Here is a 14,025-nt window from a genome sequence, read left to right on the forward strand (position 1 = left end):
TCGGTTTACGCCACCGGAAAAGCATGACGGCTTAGTAGATGTCTGTCACTCGTGAAGAGCTATGTTCATAGTCAAGTCACGGATGCTAAGCATGACCAAACCGCCGTCAGTCAGCCTCTTGTTCATGTTCTCAATCGCTTGGCGGACCTCGACCTCACTCTTCCAAATGGGGAATGGAATTTCCCATGCAAAGAACTGCGCCGTAGTGCTTGCACGACGCCGCGGACAGCTGCCGCATGTCATCAATACGAAATTCAATGTCGTATCCGTGCGCCAGCGCTTCGGAGCGAGCGCGGCGGATTGCGAGCGCTGAAAGATCGCTCCCCGAGATGTCGTAATTGAGTGCAGCCAAACCAAATGCTTGCGTTCCGATACCACAAGCGCAATCAAGTATCGGGCCCGCCTGTTTCGGCGAAGGCAATAGCCGGCTAAGGCATTCGGCCTGTTCCTTTATCGTTTGGTCCCAATCCTCAAAGAGCAAGTGGTACACTGAGGCAAGATCATCATAAAATCAGAAAGCATCGATAGCTCCGTTTGTTTCCTTCGATCCGCTACGAGTGCACTCGACGCATCGCCGCGCCATTAGAACCGAAAGGTGCCACCGCACTACAGAGTACAGTTCCTTCATGCCAGTGACTGATCGTATCAAGATGTGAAGTCGACACTTCGTGGTCGGCGAGACGCGAGTGGAGAGCCGTCCCTTAAGTCGCCCTAGAAAGCGAGAGCACAGGAAATCAAGGGTCCGTTCGCGCCCTTCAAAAGCAACAACCCAGACCGTCCGGTCTGGAATGGCGCGCTTGGCGGAAGGACAGGGATTAAGGTCTCCGACAGCGGCTAGTCTTGCTCTTGTGCCCCCATTGCAAAGCTGCCTGATGATCTTCCAATCCGGGTTTTCAATGCCGACAGCTTGCTTGTCGGCCTCTTCCGCAGGCCTCCCCTTGTTTTCGCGATGAAAGAAATCAAACGTATGCGCCGTGACCAGAATCGCGGTGAAGAGATCGTCGATATTTTGGCTCAATGAAAATCGGTCCACAGCTCGCTCGGCAAGCTCGATGTATTCACTTGCAGTCTCCGGGAACGCTCGCATCTGGACCTCCACACTTGATCTCCTGAGGGATGTCGCGTTGTATGGGCGGCGGCCGCCACCCTCTTGCCGCGCTCGACGGTCTTGCAGTCCATCGGGCATTGCCAAACTGCTTGCAAAGCGACGGACTTCGTAGCTCCGGCGTCGCGGCTCCTAACTGAGCAACCCCTTCAATGCGGCCCCCCCGGAGGTGGCCTTCAAAGCAATAGTATATTTCCATTAGGTCGGTATCGTGCTTTGCAAGGAGGTGAAGCTCATTGCCGTTGGCGAGGCCAGTAATCGAACCGTCAAAGACGTCGCCTCGGTAGACACCAGAAATAGCAGCTCCCTCTTGCGTTAGCTCCATGGCATGCTCTTCCACCCGACCGGCGAAAGTCAAAGTACTACTCCAGAGTCCCGCGAAAGATTCGTGTGCTTTCGGACCAGCCGACACAGCGTCGTTCTCGACCTCGGATTGCAAGTTTCGGAGTACGGTATCGAGGGATTTAGCAACCAGGTGGGCCTGCTCATTATCGACGATGTTGAACGGGTCGATCAGAACAACATTCTCGCTCGAGCAAAAGTCCGGAAGTTGAATACGAAAATCATGAAGCATCCGAGCAACGATTTCGACCGCGGCTATCCGTTCGTCGACCCAAAAAGCCTCCAGGCGAGGCGTAAGCGCCGACCAACTTGGCGGCTGTATTGAAACATGGAATAGATCGGGCGAGAGGTTTGACGCGATCGTCCCCAATAGCCGAAGCCACTTTTGCTCATCGTTCGCACGTAAAGACGGAGTAAGCCAAGCCTCGAGGGCAACGACGGCGCCTACGATCTCCTCTTTGCCGACTTTCATCGCGCGGCCAAACGAAAGGTGCGGTGGCCCATTCGCCCACGCCGCCCGTGCCAGTTGTTCTGATCCGATCAACAGGCCGGTTGACTGTGGGCCGCGTAGATATTTCCCGCCTGAGTAGATAGCCAATGTTGCGCCTCGGGATAGCCACGGGTCAGGCTTGCCAGGAGACAGTCCAGCTGCATCGACCACAATCGGCATATGCCCAACGCGTTCACGCATCGCTTCCAAGAACATGTTGCCATCAGCCGCCTCCGCCCTTCCGAGCAAGCAGATCATGCAAGCTGATTCGGCTAAGGTGGCGAGATCTTCGAGGCTATCGAATGGAATAAGTTCGGCTCCGACAGTGCCTATGGCAGAGTCATAGGGAAAACGGTGCGCACGCGGAATCAGGACCCGCTTTTTCAAACCGCGCGATTTGGGTAACCGGGTCATTGCAACCGGTTCGTTGCCAGCGATGCATGCGGCGGTCGCCAGTGCAAGTGCCGCCACACTTCCGGCCGTCACCACGCCCCATTCTGCTCCAGTGAGCTGAGCGATGTATCTGCCGACGCCTTCGGCGAGTTCATCCATGTCGACGAATGCTTCGCCCGCAGCTTTCATAGCCTGCTCCACTATCGGAATCGGATTGCTGCCACCAAAACTCGACCTCGTCCCAGCGCAATTGACAATCGGCTGGACGCCCAACGCGTCGTAGATCCAACCACGGCGTTGCTTCTCGTTTGACCGAAGCTGATCGCTTAAGGACCGAGGTTGAGGGCTTAACGTCATGACAATTCCTATCTCGCAGCTCAATCACACTATTCGGGCGTCCATGCCCTCCCGACATTAAACAGACAATCCCCAAGGGTTGCCCGCGCCAGAAAACGCCGGCACAAAACGACGCCGCCCTTCCCGAAGTTAACTGTGACTGACGTCCGCCAAGGCTCTTCAGTAAAGTGAATGCGCCCCGCCTGCTGACCATCGCTGACCGTATCTCCAAGACTTGCAAGCGGCTCGAATAGACCATTTGCAGGAGAGTAGACAAAGTCGTTCGGTCGAACGCGATAGAGAAGTTGGGTGGAACCAAGACGGGGCGCCCTCGGGGCAGCGGTCAGGACACCGATATGATGCAAAACGCGCGCAAGACCATCCTCTGCAGCGCGTAGCAAATTACGTGAAACGGTTCCCCCTCCACCCAATTCGGTCGAAAGACAAGCGGCGGTCCCCACGCGATCGCAAGCGCCGGTCAGGCTGCGATCTGCGCCTGTCGACGCATCGGTTGCGAACCCAACAGGTAAGCCGAATACACGGAGGAGATCCACACTTTGGCAGAGTTGTGAAGCGGACTTCGGAGCAACAATCACAGTAGAAGGCAGATATTCCAGCGAGCTCCCTCCCGAATGAAAATCACAAACCAAATCGCAGCCTGGCAACAGGACCGTTTCGATGAAATGGGCGATCATCATCGTCGGGGTCCCATTTGGATCCCCCGGAAAGCTACGATTTAGGTTTCCATCATCCAAGGGAGAGACTCTTTGGCCTACCGCAACCGCTGGCGCATTCGCACCGGGGAGGATTATCAAATGCCCCTGAATATCTTGTGCTTGTAGCGACTGGATCAGCTTTATGAGCATGATCTGGCCTTCCCACTCATCGCCGTGGCTACCTGCAATCAATAAAACCCGAGGGCCAGATCGATTCTTGATGCTCGCAACCGGAACTGGGATCCATCCGTATGCTGAGGCATTGGTCGAGATCGGCACGCGAAGATAGCCCGTGGCCTTGCCTTCTTGCTGAAGATCGATTTCCGACCAGATTCTTGACGGCTGCATGGTGTGTCCGCTTACGGAATATAATTACTGCACGGTCCGTACTGCAGTTGTAAGTTCGGTACTGTAGGTCACATCAATGGTGCCAACTGCGTCACAATGGTCCGACAAGATTGACCGTAGCTCCTTGATGATGATGTCGTTACCGTGCACCGTCCGCGCCATTTTGAGTTGGATTGTTGACAAAGCGAATGCCTCAAAGCTCTCGGTAGTAAACGTTCTTGGCCATTCCCATCTCTGGACCATGACGTTTGAAAATCGATCATCTGAGGCAAGTTCAACCTCGAAGTCGGCGACCGAATGTCCGCCCCCAGCATCCGCGTATGTGCCTGTTCGATAGCCGGAAACAAACTTCTCGAGGAATAACTCGAAGGACTGGAAGAAGCCGGTCTCGTGGCGGCGCTTGTTCTGCATTATCGCGAGGAAACCATTATCTGCCAGGACGCGGTGCGCTTCTGCGTAGAACAGCATCCGGTCGAAAAGTTGCGCGGCACCAGCAGCCGTTATAACGCCAACGGTTCGGTCGCTGAACGGAAGTTGCTCGGCCGGAGATTGGACGAACCGAATGGCCCGAACGGTCGTTGTTGCTTCAATAGCCCGGCGGATCATCATCGAACTTGGCTCTAGACCAAGGACTTCAAACGACCCGTCGAGAGCATCGGCCAATATTCGCGTGAAGATACCCGTTCCGCTGCCCACGTCGACTATTCGGCGGGAAGAGCGATGCAATGACAAAGCCCGCGCCGCAATTTCATGAACTGCGCAGATGGGATATCCCGGTCGTTCTTTGTCGTAGTGCTCACCAAGTGTCTGATAATGTTCCCATCCAAGGGATTTCGCTGAAACCTGTGTCGGCATGAGAGTTCTCCAAAGAACGTTTTCGTTCGATTCCACACCGAGCCAATGAGGGCGTTGGACGGACAGCTGGGTACTGAGCTAAACTTGAAAAAGAGCAGAGTCCAAAGCAGCCTGCGAGCCCGTTGTTAGCTTCATGGCTCAAGAATGATGCGACTGTCCTATAGCTCTTTTGAAGCGGTAATGGGGTTGAAAGCCCGGCGCCTGCCTCTCGCCGCCAATCTGTTCGAACCCATGGTGTCGGTAGAACGAGCCGGCCGTTGTTCGCCCGGTGCACCATACCAGGAGCCCACCACGCCTACGGAGTTCACGTAAACCATGGTCGAGTACGGCACTGGCAAACCCAAGGCGACGAAAATCTTTTGCCGTTGCCATTCCACGAATTCTCCAACTGCGCCCGGATGACTGACTTCCTTGTTCCGAATCCATGTCTTCGAGAGTAAACGTACCAACGGACGCCAGGACCGATCCACAGTAGGCACCGACGTGAAATAGGGCTTTGGCGTCAGGATAGGCCGGCACTGGTTTCGGAGGTGCAGGTGCCAATTCCGAAGTCCGGAGGTCAAAGCCTGCTTCTTCGGAAATGAGACAAACGTGCAGATCGGTATCGCTGGTGGGGAACTGACCTGTTACGTGAGCTTGCGTTACCTGGCCCTTCATTGGTTCAACTCCCGATCCGCAGACGCATCCATGAGAGATGCAATTGCCTTCAACCCTCGAACAAGTGCATCCTGATCCGACGGCGCGCCTAGACCGAGCCGAAATTTGCGGTCGCCCTGTTGATTGTTAACGGCGAATGAATCACCGGGGCCAACAATCACTCCAGCATCGAGGGCCGCCTTGACAAAGGCGTCAAGTTGCCATGCCTCAGGCAAGTCGATCCAAAGATGATAGTTGAATGCGCTTGGAGATAGCTGCATCCGCGGAAGGGTCGACGCAGCCAGGGCCCGGCGCCTCAGGGTCTCCGCCCGCACCGATCGCAGTATTTCTGAGCCGATCCCATTTACGAGCCAATACGATGCGACCTCCGCCACAAGCGGGGCCACCATCCAATTCGTGGTCCGCACTCCAGGCCAAAAGACATTTTGCGAGATGTCCGAATTAGGACCTACGACATACGCCACCCGAAGCTGCGCGGCGAGGGATTTGCTAAGTCCCAAAATGTACCAGCTGCGCTCGGGCGCATAGAGAGAAAGTGGGGGAGGCGCCTCTTCCGGCAGCACGCCATATATATCATCTTCAAAGAGCCAAAGATCGTGTCGACGAGCCACCGTCGCAATGTCTGAGCGTCTTGCCTCAGACATCGTTGCAGATGTTGGGTTATGCAGTGTGGGCATGCAATAGAGGGCCCGAGCATTGTCGCCCAGCTCAACGCAGGCCTTCTCAAGGCTCGCCGGATCTATCCCTTCAACATCCATTGACACAGCGCGGAGCTCGATGCCGAATAGAGCCGAAAGTGGCTTGATTGCTGGATAGGTCAGCTCTTCCGTTAGAAGGACACCGCCGGGTTTGACGAACCGAGCCATTAACATCGCCAGGATGCTCTGCGAGCCGTTTGCGAGGACGACACGCTCTAGGCTCGGCTTCTGGCCAAGCCGCCGACTAAGCCACGTTGCTCCCGCGTCTCGGTCGCCCACAGTTCCTATGAAGCGCGGAAAGCGAATGGCATCCGCGATATTTGCACGTCCAAGGTCGGCGAAGGTGTCCGTCAAAGCGCGTTGAACCACGGGGCTGGGAGGTGGAAAATTCCGACCAAAATTGATCGGCATCACTTTGGGTGATAAGGGCTGCGCTTGTCCATGCTTGGTCAGATCGTTCATTTCGCTCTCGCTAGTCATAACCTTATGAATTGGCCGCTGATCCTAGTGCTGAAGGCCAGATCGGGAGATCATCACTAAACTGATAGAGCCCGCGATCGCGAAGGCGGTGGCGATGGGGACTGCGATCCCCCGAATAGCCGGAACCCGAATCTCAGTTGTGACATGAAGCATTGCAAGAATGATGAAAGCGATCGCCACGACGGTCGGAAAAAGGTCGTCAGGAAAGTGCGACCGTGAAAGGAGGAGCATCGCAAGAAGTGGCGTATCGTACGAAACAGGGATGCCCGTGAACCGAGCGTCGGCAGTAAGACCCACGTTCTCGAAATAGCTGAGCCTGATGGCACCCGCTAAAACGAGAAGCACGCTCGCGACGAGCGACAGCATCGAGCCTTGACCAAGAAGGATAATGATCGCGGCCGGGAACGCGACTCCATGAAAGAAGTCGGCAAATCCATCAAAGCTCTTTCCGAACTCCGGCACACCTCGACCGCGAAGATGGCTCGTCTTGCGGGCAACATGCCCGTCCCAATGATCCAAAAACCAGGTCCAGAGCATTGCCGCAACGCCGAGCTCTATCTTGCCGTTTAAGGCCAGGAACAGCCCAATGACGGCAAACAGATAGGCGAGGGCGGTGATGGCATTTGCGTAGTCACGCAGATACCCGATCATCGCCTTGCTCCCGTCAGCGGGATGGAACTCGCCGCGGAAAGTGCGCGGCCCATCGACGGCGCGAAAATCTTCTCCGCTAGGCGCAGATCATCTTCGCTATCGATTTCGAACCAGCGGGTATCGCTGCAATCCGCCGTTGAAAGCTGCAGCTCTCGCTTCTCGACAAGCCGAGCGAGGATCTGCTCGACATAGGCCGTACGATGCCCGCTTTCCACAGCCTGGTGCAGTGCTGGCACCAGCTGTTCGCGCGAGGCGTCTGCGGAAAAGCGCGTCAGGTTGATGGTCTTGAAGAGACCCCTGGCCCGGGCCTCGACGGGCGTCTGGTTCATGACGAACGTGACGACAGAACCATCGTCAGCCAGCTCGACGGCGGAACCACTCATTGCTGCGTTGAACGCCGCCACAGCCGCCACGCTCTGCTTGGTAGATGAGACCGTTCGAAGAGTTCTTTCGAGGACTTCGCGCTCAAAGAACACATCGCCTTCGAGAAAGACGGTGTCGCCGGCAAGCATTGTATTTCGCGCTAGCCATAGGGAATAGGCGCTGCCGGTCCGATCGAAGATGGGATTGTGGATATATTCGATGTCGACATCCTCGAATCGATGGCCACAGGACTGTTCGATGGCTTGCGCGCGATAACCCACGACGATGGTTGCTTCGCGAGCCCCGAGCTCAGACAACTGATGCAGCGCGTTGTGCAGCATCGGGGTTCGGTTCACCTCCACCAAAGGTTTCGGAACAAATTCCGTGTAGGGGCGCAGCCTCGAGCCCATTCCTGCGGCAAGGATCACCGCCCGTGTACCATTGAGCATTTTGAAACGTCCTTCTGGCAAGCTTCAGGCTGGTTGCCTGGTCTTCAGGCTGTTCAGGGTCTCGACGACGCGTTTCAGTCCCGTCTCCAGCAGGTCTGGTGGAGCACCGAAACAGAGACGCAGGCCATTCACGTCGCCAAAGGTACCGCCGGCAACGGATCCCACATCGGCTTCCTCCAGGAGCAATCGTGCAATGTCGTCGGTGGATCGAAGGTGACCGCTGGCCGGCAAAGCTGAGACAAGCCTACTGAGATCGAGATAGAAGAAGAGCGAGCCGTCGGCGCCCGGCGAGCTTACGTCCTGCAGACCAGAGAGGATGCGAAGACCATTGTTGCGAGCGTCGGACAGACGCTCATGCATCTTTCGTTCAAAACTGCCGTCGCCGACTTGAAGGTGATGCAGGATGGCGTGCTGTGCGATTACATTGGCATTCGAGGTCGTATGGCTCTGCAGCTTCTTGGCCGCGGAAACGATCTCTGGAGGAGCTGCGAGGTAACCCAGGCGCCAACCGGTGATCGCCAGCTCTTTTGAGAAGGCGTTGACCAGGATTGTCCTTGAACGGACGCCGGGATGCGCCATGACGATCGACTCATGGCGCGAACCGGTGAATACGAAGCTGGAGTAGCTTTCGTCGGAAACGATCCAGAGCTGATAGTTGATCGCGAGATCGCCGATAGCTTGTAGAGTCGTTCGATCATAGACTGCGCCGGTCGGATTGTTCGGCGAGTTAATGATAACGGCTTTCGTGCGCGGGGTGACAGCGGCCCGAATTGCGACAATATCAGGAGTATATGTCGGGGCGCGAACATCAACGAACACGGGCTTTGCGCCAGCGAGAAGAACCTGGGACGGGAATGTCGGCCAGCAGGGGCGAATGATGATGACCTCATCTCCAGGATTGAACACCGCCAAGGCAGCGTCGAGCAGGCCCTGCTTTGCACCCGCAGTGATAGCGATGTTATCCGTATTCCAGTCAATGCCTGTTTCCGCAGACAGCTTTGCGGCGACGGCGCCGCGAAGCGGCGTCAAGCCGATGGAATCGGTATACCGGTTCGCCCCGGCATTGATGGCGGCAATCGCTCCTTCGCGCACGGATGATGGTGGCTTGATGATGACTTCGCCGGCGGCCAGATCGATAATCTGACGGCCGGTCGCGGCAGCGATCTTAGCCGCCTCACGGGCGGCGGCAGTGCCTGAACCTGACAGCAAAGACATCCGTTGCGCCAACATGTGCGCTCCTCCTGCATCGATTGCCGAGTTTGTTAAGTTGATCGCAACCGCTTCGCCGCCGGTACGCGATGTGCCTCGGTGGATATCACTCTTCCGTTCAACAACCGCGTCGTAGCCAAATGGGGTTTAACCGTTCATTGAGACCGGCGACCCCTTCATCGCGCCAGGGTGCCTTTTTGCACTTACAGGAGGAAGAAGGGGCGCGGTTGGAGCAGACCTGAGCACACAGTATTTTGGAACCGAGGAGCCAACGCATCGATCGCGGCCGTCGGCCAGAACAGATTTTGAGTGAGTATGCATGCTGAACTCCTTGCAGTTGATGTTTGCGTAGCCCGATGCTCATCCGACAAATAGTTTGCTCCCATCAGTAGATCAGATACTAACGTTGGTAGTTGACCCGAGCGCAAACGTAAGTCGTTAGAATTGAGACGAGAGTTGCGGCTCTACGGTGCTCGGAGTCGAGTAGGTCTAAACTTGCCCTTGGCGATGGCTTCTATCATTTGCAAGCATGTCGATGCACGAGGCGGTTGAAACATGCGCCGTCCGATCCTGAGAGTGCCGCCCGCGCCGCCGACGAGGCCTATTGAGGTCACAACGGCGCGGATGAGCGATGCATCGATGTGAACGACCTCAGCGGTGGCGATCTTCGCCTTGAGACGGGCCCCGACCGTCCGCTTGAAGATCATGCGATGGCGCTCTGCACCCCACCGCTCGCGGATGCGTATCAAGCTGGAGTGGTCGGGACGAGCGTCATGCGGTCCTTAGCCGACGAACCATCGGATGGCGACATTGACTTGAGCCTCCGATCGTCGACGATGCCCAGTGACAGCCCAGAGAGCATCAACCGTACGGCGACTTCCGGATAATCGCCCGGCCATCGCACAGGCAACAACAGTGAGACTTCGTAGTGTAGAATCGAGTACGCGGTCGAGACGAACCAGCACGTGATCGTCGGGATTGGCTGGCCAAGCGAGCCCGTGACGAACAGCTCTAGCTGATCCTGTTCCTTCCCAGCATGCGGCGCCCTTCCGACCGCGAATCACAAGGAAAACGGGATCAGTCCGCGCGAACTCTTTCGACGACCTCCACCCGGCAGCGCTGTCTCGTGGCGTTCAGTACCTTGGCGGCGGCGGCCTTGATGCCCTCGTGGGCGTCCGAGATTCACTAGCTTGAGGCCGCGCAGACCCCGCCTGGCGAGCCTGCGCAGGAACGCCATCCGCGGATGGGCCGACATCCACGCCGGGGACTTCGCGCCGGCCATCCTGTACGATGATCGCGACGATCCCCGCGACCGAGACAATGGGCCCCTGCCGTCGCACCTTCACGTAGGTGGCGTCGATCCACAGAGAGAGCCATCGCCCTCGACCGGACGGACGAGGAACGCCCCGTCAACTATCAAGTCTACTAATTGATCTAGATGACAGAAAAGCCGAGTGATTGCCGAATGAAGGTTGCGCTGCTCAGTCGGGCTCCTCAACCGTCGCTCCTGGGGTCTTCGGCATGAAACATCAACCGCAATCTGTACTCGCCAACGATCCTGATCGATGCACCGCATCCTCGTCCGCAGAAATGCTGCGCGCACAGGTGTGTTCCAATCTTGAACTCTCCTTCCTCATGGAAGCGCATGACGGCCTCTCCGCTGCGATCGCCGCGCGCGCAGGGTTCAAAGGTCTCTGGGCGTCCGGTCTTTCAATTGCCTCCTCTCTTGGGTATCGTGATGCCAACGAAGCGTCATGGTGCCAACTTGTCGATGCAGTTGAGCGGATCGTGGACTCGAGCAAGCTGCCTGTTCTGGTTGACGGCGATGGCGGCTTCGGGAATTTCAACAATGCACGCCTCCTTGCCCGCAAGCTCCGTCAACGAGGCGCTGCGGGCGTTGCGTTGGAGGACAGCTGCTTTCCGAAGATGAACTCGCTCATTGGCGATCGTCATCCCCTCGCCGATATCCACGAATTCTCCGGCCGCCTGCGGGCAGTCAAGGATACAGTCGCGGAAGACCTGGTCCTCGTGGCCCGGATCGAGGCGTTGATCGCGGGGCATGGAATGGACGAAGCCATTTTACGCGCTCATGCTTACGCGGACGCGGGTGCGGATGCGATCCTCATTCACTCGCGAAGGAGCACCGCGGACGAGGTTCTTTCCTTCACGCGCACCTGGCCAAACCGATTGCCCGTCGTGATCGTGCCAACGACATACTATCGAACACCAGTCTCTGCGTATCGTAATGCCCGCATCTCAACAGTGATCTGGGCCAACCACTCAGTGCGAGCTGCAATAGCGGCAATGCAGCAGATCTGCCGTCGTATCATTGCCGAAGAAGGCGTTGCCGGTATCGAGCCCAATATTGCGACGCTCGACGAGGTCTTCGAGCTTTTGAGGTATGACGAACTTGCCCGCGCGGACGCGCGCTATCTTCACCCTCTTGACTCAGGGCAATGATCTCCCATTTACACGCAACAAACTCGTTCTCGAAGGACCACCGGCATTCAATCGGCCGCCTTACTCTTACGCTCCACCGCATTGTCCAGCGAAGCACAGGCGTTCCCTCCCAAAATTGGATGCGCCATAGACGGGCGCGACAGCTCTTGCGCGGCTGATCCGAATATGCTGCAGATTTACGGGGCTCATTTCTCTCTTGGAGAGGCGCCAACGCGGACGGTGATCCGTCGTCCTCTTCAAGAAAGCCGGTAGACTCCACACCGCAACAGCAACCACAAGTAACATTTGAGACCGACGGAGAGCGCATAGGTTTAAGGCAACGGACGGTTCTGCTCAACTCTTCGGGCACCGCCGCCAACGTGACAGATCTGCGTGGCGGCGCCGTTCGCAACGTTTCGCTTTCAGTATGTGCCGCTGGCGCAAGCAACTGGCCCGGCTAGGGTTGATTGGGACCATAGTTGTCGCCTCAACTGCGGCTGGCAGTGTCACCGATGCGAACGCGGGAGATGAGCGGAGGCTGGCTTTGCAAACCCAAATCGGCCGGGTGCAGCCGGGCGCTAAAGCCATCTCTCTACCGGTTCCCGCATGTGGCGAGACAATCCAGACATTTGGCTCCAATGATCCGAACGATCCCGTCGATGGCACCGTCAACAAGACGATCACCGACTGGCTGGCGGCCAGCAACAAGGCCGCTCCAGCTTCGGTCTTGATAGGCCCGCTCCTGGCGACGCAAAGTCCGAAATCGACACCCCCGGTTACGGGAACGATCTCTTCCTGACCGGCCCCGAAGCCAAGACCCGTACATCGATCCGCATCGGAAGCAGATACTGCCGCACCGCGGTCTATTCGTTAATTCCAAGGGCATTCTCGAAAACACCATTTCAGCGGCCGACAACGCGCTCCAGCACGGTTTCCACGGTTGTCGAACTCGATCTTCGCGCGGATAAGAGCGGTCATGCCTGGATGATGCATGACACGACACTGGGCGGGTTACCGGCGATCCGAACAATTGCCTGATTTCGGATGTCCCAACCGTGGAAATCAAGAACATGAACCTCTCGATGTGGAATCCCATCAATAATGAACGAATTCCGGCGCTTGACCGCAACGGCAATTCGCAAAAGATGGAAGACCTGCAGTACGTGCAAATCGAGCAAAAGAGCTTTCGGGTCTTCAAGCCCAGCAGGGCAGTGCACGAGCGCCTGAACCGCGACGAGAGCTCGGAGACGATCAGCTCGCCGTCTGAGGTTGTTTAAGAGGGCAGGTGGCGCGCAGCCCGACCGTAGGGTTCTATCATGCCAAGCCGGCGGCGGCCGACGCGGTAACGCGCCACCTGTTGGGCAGGGTGCTAGTCACCATTAGCATCGACAAGTCCCGCGGTCAGAGCGCGCCAATGATCAGTCCATCCACGCCTGACTCAGACCAAGGCCGTTGCGCTGAATTGGGTCGGCTTCAAGTGAATGATGTGAACAAACCGTGGTGAGAACCTCGTCCGCCTCCTCGGAACCGATTATCACTTGGCTCGCGGAAGCGGGAACCACAAACGAGGGTCTTCGATCTGGCGTTCGTTTCGAATCCGCCACTAAATCGATCGAAGAGCCCAGCAATCTCAAGAGATTGCTGGATTCTGTTTTGATTCGCTTTGGTCGAGCGATCAGTAACGAGAGGTGCCACCCGAATGTCCTCTGCGCTGGCGCGTAAAGCCATAGCCCGGGTTGATGCCGCATCCTGCATGCGTGTCCGACGCCATCGCCCTGCACTCGGCCGCTCGGTTTGCTGTCGCCAGCGATTAAAGACCGGACGACTTTAGATACCGACAACGAAATCTTGTCCCGAATCGTGGGCCGGTTGTCGGTTCCAAACCAATGCTGTCGTGTTGACGACGCGAGACAAAGCGAAAAATCAGCAATTTTCACTCTGGCGCGTTGCTTGCTTTGTTCGCGCTGTCGGCGTCGATCGCCTGCGAAGGCATCGTGCATAGTTTGGCAACATTAAGCGAAGACGTGGAGACTGACTGTGTCGCGAACTGAGATAGAGCGATTTGTCAACGATCTAGGGAAAAAGGGCAATCTGCTCGAAAACGCAAAACCGAGTGCTATAGGTCTTGCATCAATTGTAGCGGTCGGAAAAAGTCACGGCTACAATTTTAGTCTTGATGAAGCGAAGAGTTACATCCGGTGTCGAAGTCGACAGGAGTTGATCAGTAAACAGCTCGATGCGACTGCCGGCGCCAACCCTGATTCGAGTGTTGCGATCTCGAGCGGCGTTGTGCAAGCCGCCGGGTTGGCCAGGTCCGCTGCGGAGGTGCCCACGAGCGGCGTACAGGTCGCGGAAGCGCACTCTCACTTCGCCTCGGCAGTCGAGCCCGTCGCTGTTGTTCTGGTTGTTGTTGTTGCGGTCGCGGCCTGACACGCCTTTCGCTCTGACCGCATTGGCTCGTGCTCAAGGAGACGAGAAGTGCGACGAGAACACG

General features: G+C 57.0%; 14 protein-coding genes and 2 pseudogenes. 4 read left to right on the forward strand and 12 right to left on the reverse strand.

Translation table 11 applies throughout. The features are described from left to right. Positions 1-154: 154 nt before the first annotated feature. The 12 genes and pseudogenes from ABIC03_RS26110 to ABIC03_RS26165 form a co-directional block, all read right to left on the reverse strand. Positions 155-490, reverse strand: a complete 336-nt coding sequence (locus ABIC03_RS26110; RefSeq protein WP_354062234.1) for a class I SAM-dependent methyltransferase — start codon at positions 488-490, stop codon at positions 155-157. 21 nt (positions 491-511) lie between these two features. Next, positions 512-1,087: a hypothetical protein gene (locus tag ABIC03_RS26115; protein WP_354062236.1), complete on the reverse strand. Its 576-nt coding sequence runs from the start codon at positions 1,085-1,087 to the stop codon at positions 512-514. Next, positions 1,059-2,519 (reverse strand): hypothetical protein, encoded by a 1,461-nt coding sequence (locus tag ABIC03_RS26120; protein WP_354062238.1) that lies wholly within the window; start codon positions 2,517-2,519, stop codon positions 1,059-1,061. The genes ABIC03_RS26115 and ABIC03_RS26120 overlap by 29 nt, the downstream gene beginning before the upstream one ends. A gap of 197 nt (positions 2,520-2,716) precedes the next feature. Continuing rightward, positions 2,717-3,730, reverse strand: coding sequence for a succinylglutamate desuccinylase/aspartoacylase family protein (locus ABIC03_RS26125; protein ID WP_354062240.1), 1,014 nt, complete (start codon positions 3,728-3,730; stop codon positions 2,717-2,719). Between the two features lie 24 nt (positions 3,731-3,754). Then, the gene (locus tag ABIC03_RS26130) at positions 3,755-4,585 is read right to left on the reverse strand and encodes a class I SAM-dependent methyltransferase (RefSeq protein ID WP_354062242.1); all 831 of its coding nucleotides are present in this window, start codon (positions 4,583-4,585) and stop codon (positions 3,755-3,757) included. A gap of 138 nt (positions 4,586-4,723) precedes the next feature. After that, a complete protein-coding gene (locus ABIC03_RS26135; RefSeq protein WP_354062244.1) occupies positions 4,724-5,242 on the reverse strand; it encodes a GNAT family N-acetyltransferase in 519 nt (172 codons plus the stop codon). Next, on the reverse strand, positions 5,239-6,402 hold the full coding sequence (locus ABIC03_RS26140; RefSeq protein ID WP_354062246.1) for an aminotransferase-like domain-containing protein: 1,164 nt from the start codon (positions 6,400-6,402) through the stop codon (positions 5,239-5,241). The genes ABIC03_RS26135 and ABIC03_RS26140 overlap by 4 nt, the downstream gene beginning before the upstream one ends. Positions 6,403-6,444: 42 nt before the next feature. After that, complete coding sequence (locus ABIC03_RS26145) at positions 6,445-7,071, reverse strand: CDP-alcohol phosphatidyltransferase family protein (RefSeq protein WP_354062248.1); 627 nt, start codon at positions 7,069-7,071, stop codon at positions 6,445-6,447. Continuing rightward, positions 7,068-7,883, reverse strand: coding sequence for a phosphocholine cytidylyltransferase family protein (locus ABIC03_RS26150; RefSeq protein WP_354062250.1), 816 nt, complete (start codon positions 7,881-7,883; stop codon positions 7,068-7,070). Before ABIC03_RS26150 ends, ABIC03_RS26145 begins: the two co-directional genes overlap by 4 nt. 24 nt (positions 7,884-7,907) lie before the next feature. After that, positions 7,908-9,113, reverse strand: a complete 1,206-nt coding sequence (locus ABIC03_RS26155) for a pyridoxal phosphate-dependent aminotransferase (RefSeq protein WP_354062252.1) — start codon at positions 9,111-9,113, stop codon at positions 7,908-7,910. Positions 9,114-9,700: 587 nt separating this feature from the next. After that, positions 9,701-10,101 (reverse strand): annotated as a pseudogene (locus ABIC03_RS26160) (transposase); the annotation flags it as partial. A gap of 98 nt (positions 10,102-10,199) precedes the next feature. Then, a pseudogene (locus ABIC03_RS26165) lies at positions 10,200-10,557 on the reverse strand (transposase); the annotation flags it as partial. Between the two features lie 125 nt (positions 10,558-10,682). Between ABIC03_RS26165 and aepX the strand changes: the two are divergent. From aepX to ABIC03_RS26185, 4 genes are all read left to right on the forward strand, one after another. Beyond that, a complete protein-coding gene (aepX, locus tag ABIC03_RS26170; protein WP_354062641.1) occupies positions 10,683-11,552 on the forward strand; it encodes a phosphoenolpyruvate mutase in 870 nt (289 codons plus the stop codon). A gap of 523 nt (positions 11,553-12,075) precedes the next feature. Continuing rightward, complete coding sequence (locus ABIC03_RS26175) at positions 12,076-12,330, forward strand: hypothetical protein (RefSeq protein WP_354062254.1); 255 nt, start codon at positions 12,076-12,078, stop codon at positions 12,328-12,330. A gap of 256 nt (positions 12,331-12,586) precedes the next feature. After that, complete coding sequence (locus ABIC03_RS26180) at positions 12,587-12,808, forward strand: hypothetical protein (RefSeq protein WP_354062256.1); 222 nt, start codon at positions 12,587-12,589, stop codon at positions 12,806-12,808. Positions 12,809-13,568: 760 nt separating this feature from the next. After that, entirely contained in the window at positions 13,569-13,961 is a 393-nt protein-coding gene (locus ABIC03_RS26185) for a hypothetical protein (RefSeq protein WP_354062258.1), read from the forward strand. Positions 13,962-14,025 lie beyond the last annotated feature (64 nt).

The sequence above is a fragment of the Bradyrhizobium sp. RT6a genome, assembly GCF_040547675.1.
Taxonomy (GTDB): domain Bacteria; phylum Pseudomonadota; class Alphaproteobacteria; order Rhizobiales; family Xanthobacteraceae; genus Bradyrhizobium.

Coding starts and splice junctions, on each gene's coding strand:
- ABIC03_RS26115 (WP_354062236.1), bottom strand. CDS start 1,087: ATGCGAGCGTTCCCGGAGACTGCAAGTGAATACATCGAGCTTGCCGAG.
- ABIC03_RS26120 (WP_354062238.1), bottom strand. CDS start 2,519: ATGAAAGCTGCGGGCGAAGCATTCGTCGACATGGATGAACTCGCCGAA.
- ABIC03_RS26125 (WP_354062240.1), bottom strand. CDS start 3,730: ATGCAGCCGTCAAGAATCTGGTCGGAAATCGATCTTCAGCAAGAAGGC.
- ABIC03_RS26130 (WP_354062242.1), bottom strand. CDS start 4,585: ATGCCGACACAGGTTTCAGCGAAATCCCTTGGATGGGAACATTATCAG.
- ABIC03_RS26135 (WP_354062244.1), bottom strand. CDS start 5,242: ATGAAGGGCCAGGTAACGCAAGCTCACGTAACAGGTCAGTTCCCCACC.
- ABIC03_RS26140 (WP_354062246.1), bottom strand. CDS start 6,402: ATGAACGATCTGACCAAGCATGGACAAGCGCAGCCCTTATCACCCAAA.
- ABIC03_RS26145 (WP_354062248.1), bottom strand. CDS start 7,071: ATGATCGGGTATCTGCGTGACTACGCAAATGCCATCACCGCCCTCGCC.
- ABIC03_RS26150 (WP_354062250.1), bottom strand. CDS start 7,883: ATGCTCAATGGTACACGGGCGGTGATCCTTGCCGCAGGAATGGGCTCG.
- ABIC03_RS26155 (WP_354062252.1), bottom strand. CDS start 9,113: ATGTTGGCGCAACGGATGTCTTTGCTGTCAGGTTCAGGCACTGCCGCC.
- aepX (WP_354062641.1), top strand. CDS start 10,683: ATGCTGCGCGCACAGGTGTGTTCCAATCTTGAACTCTCCTTCCTCATG.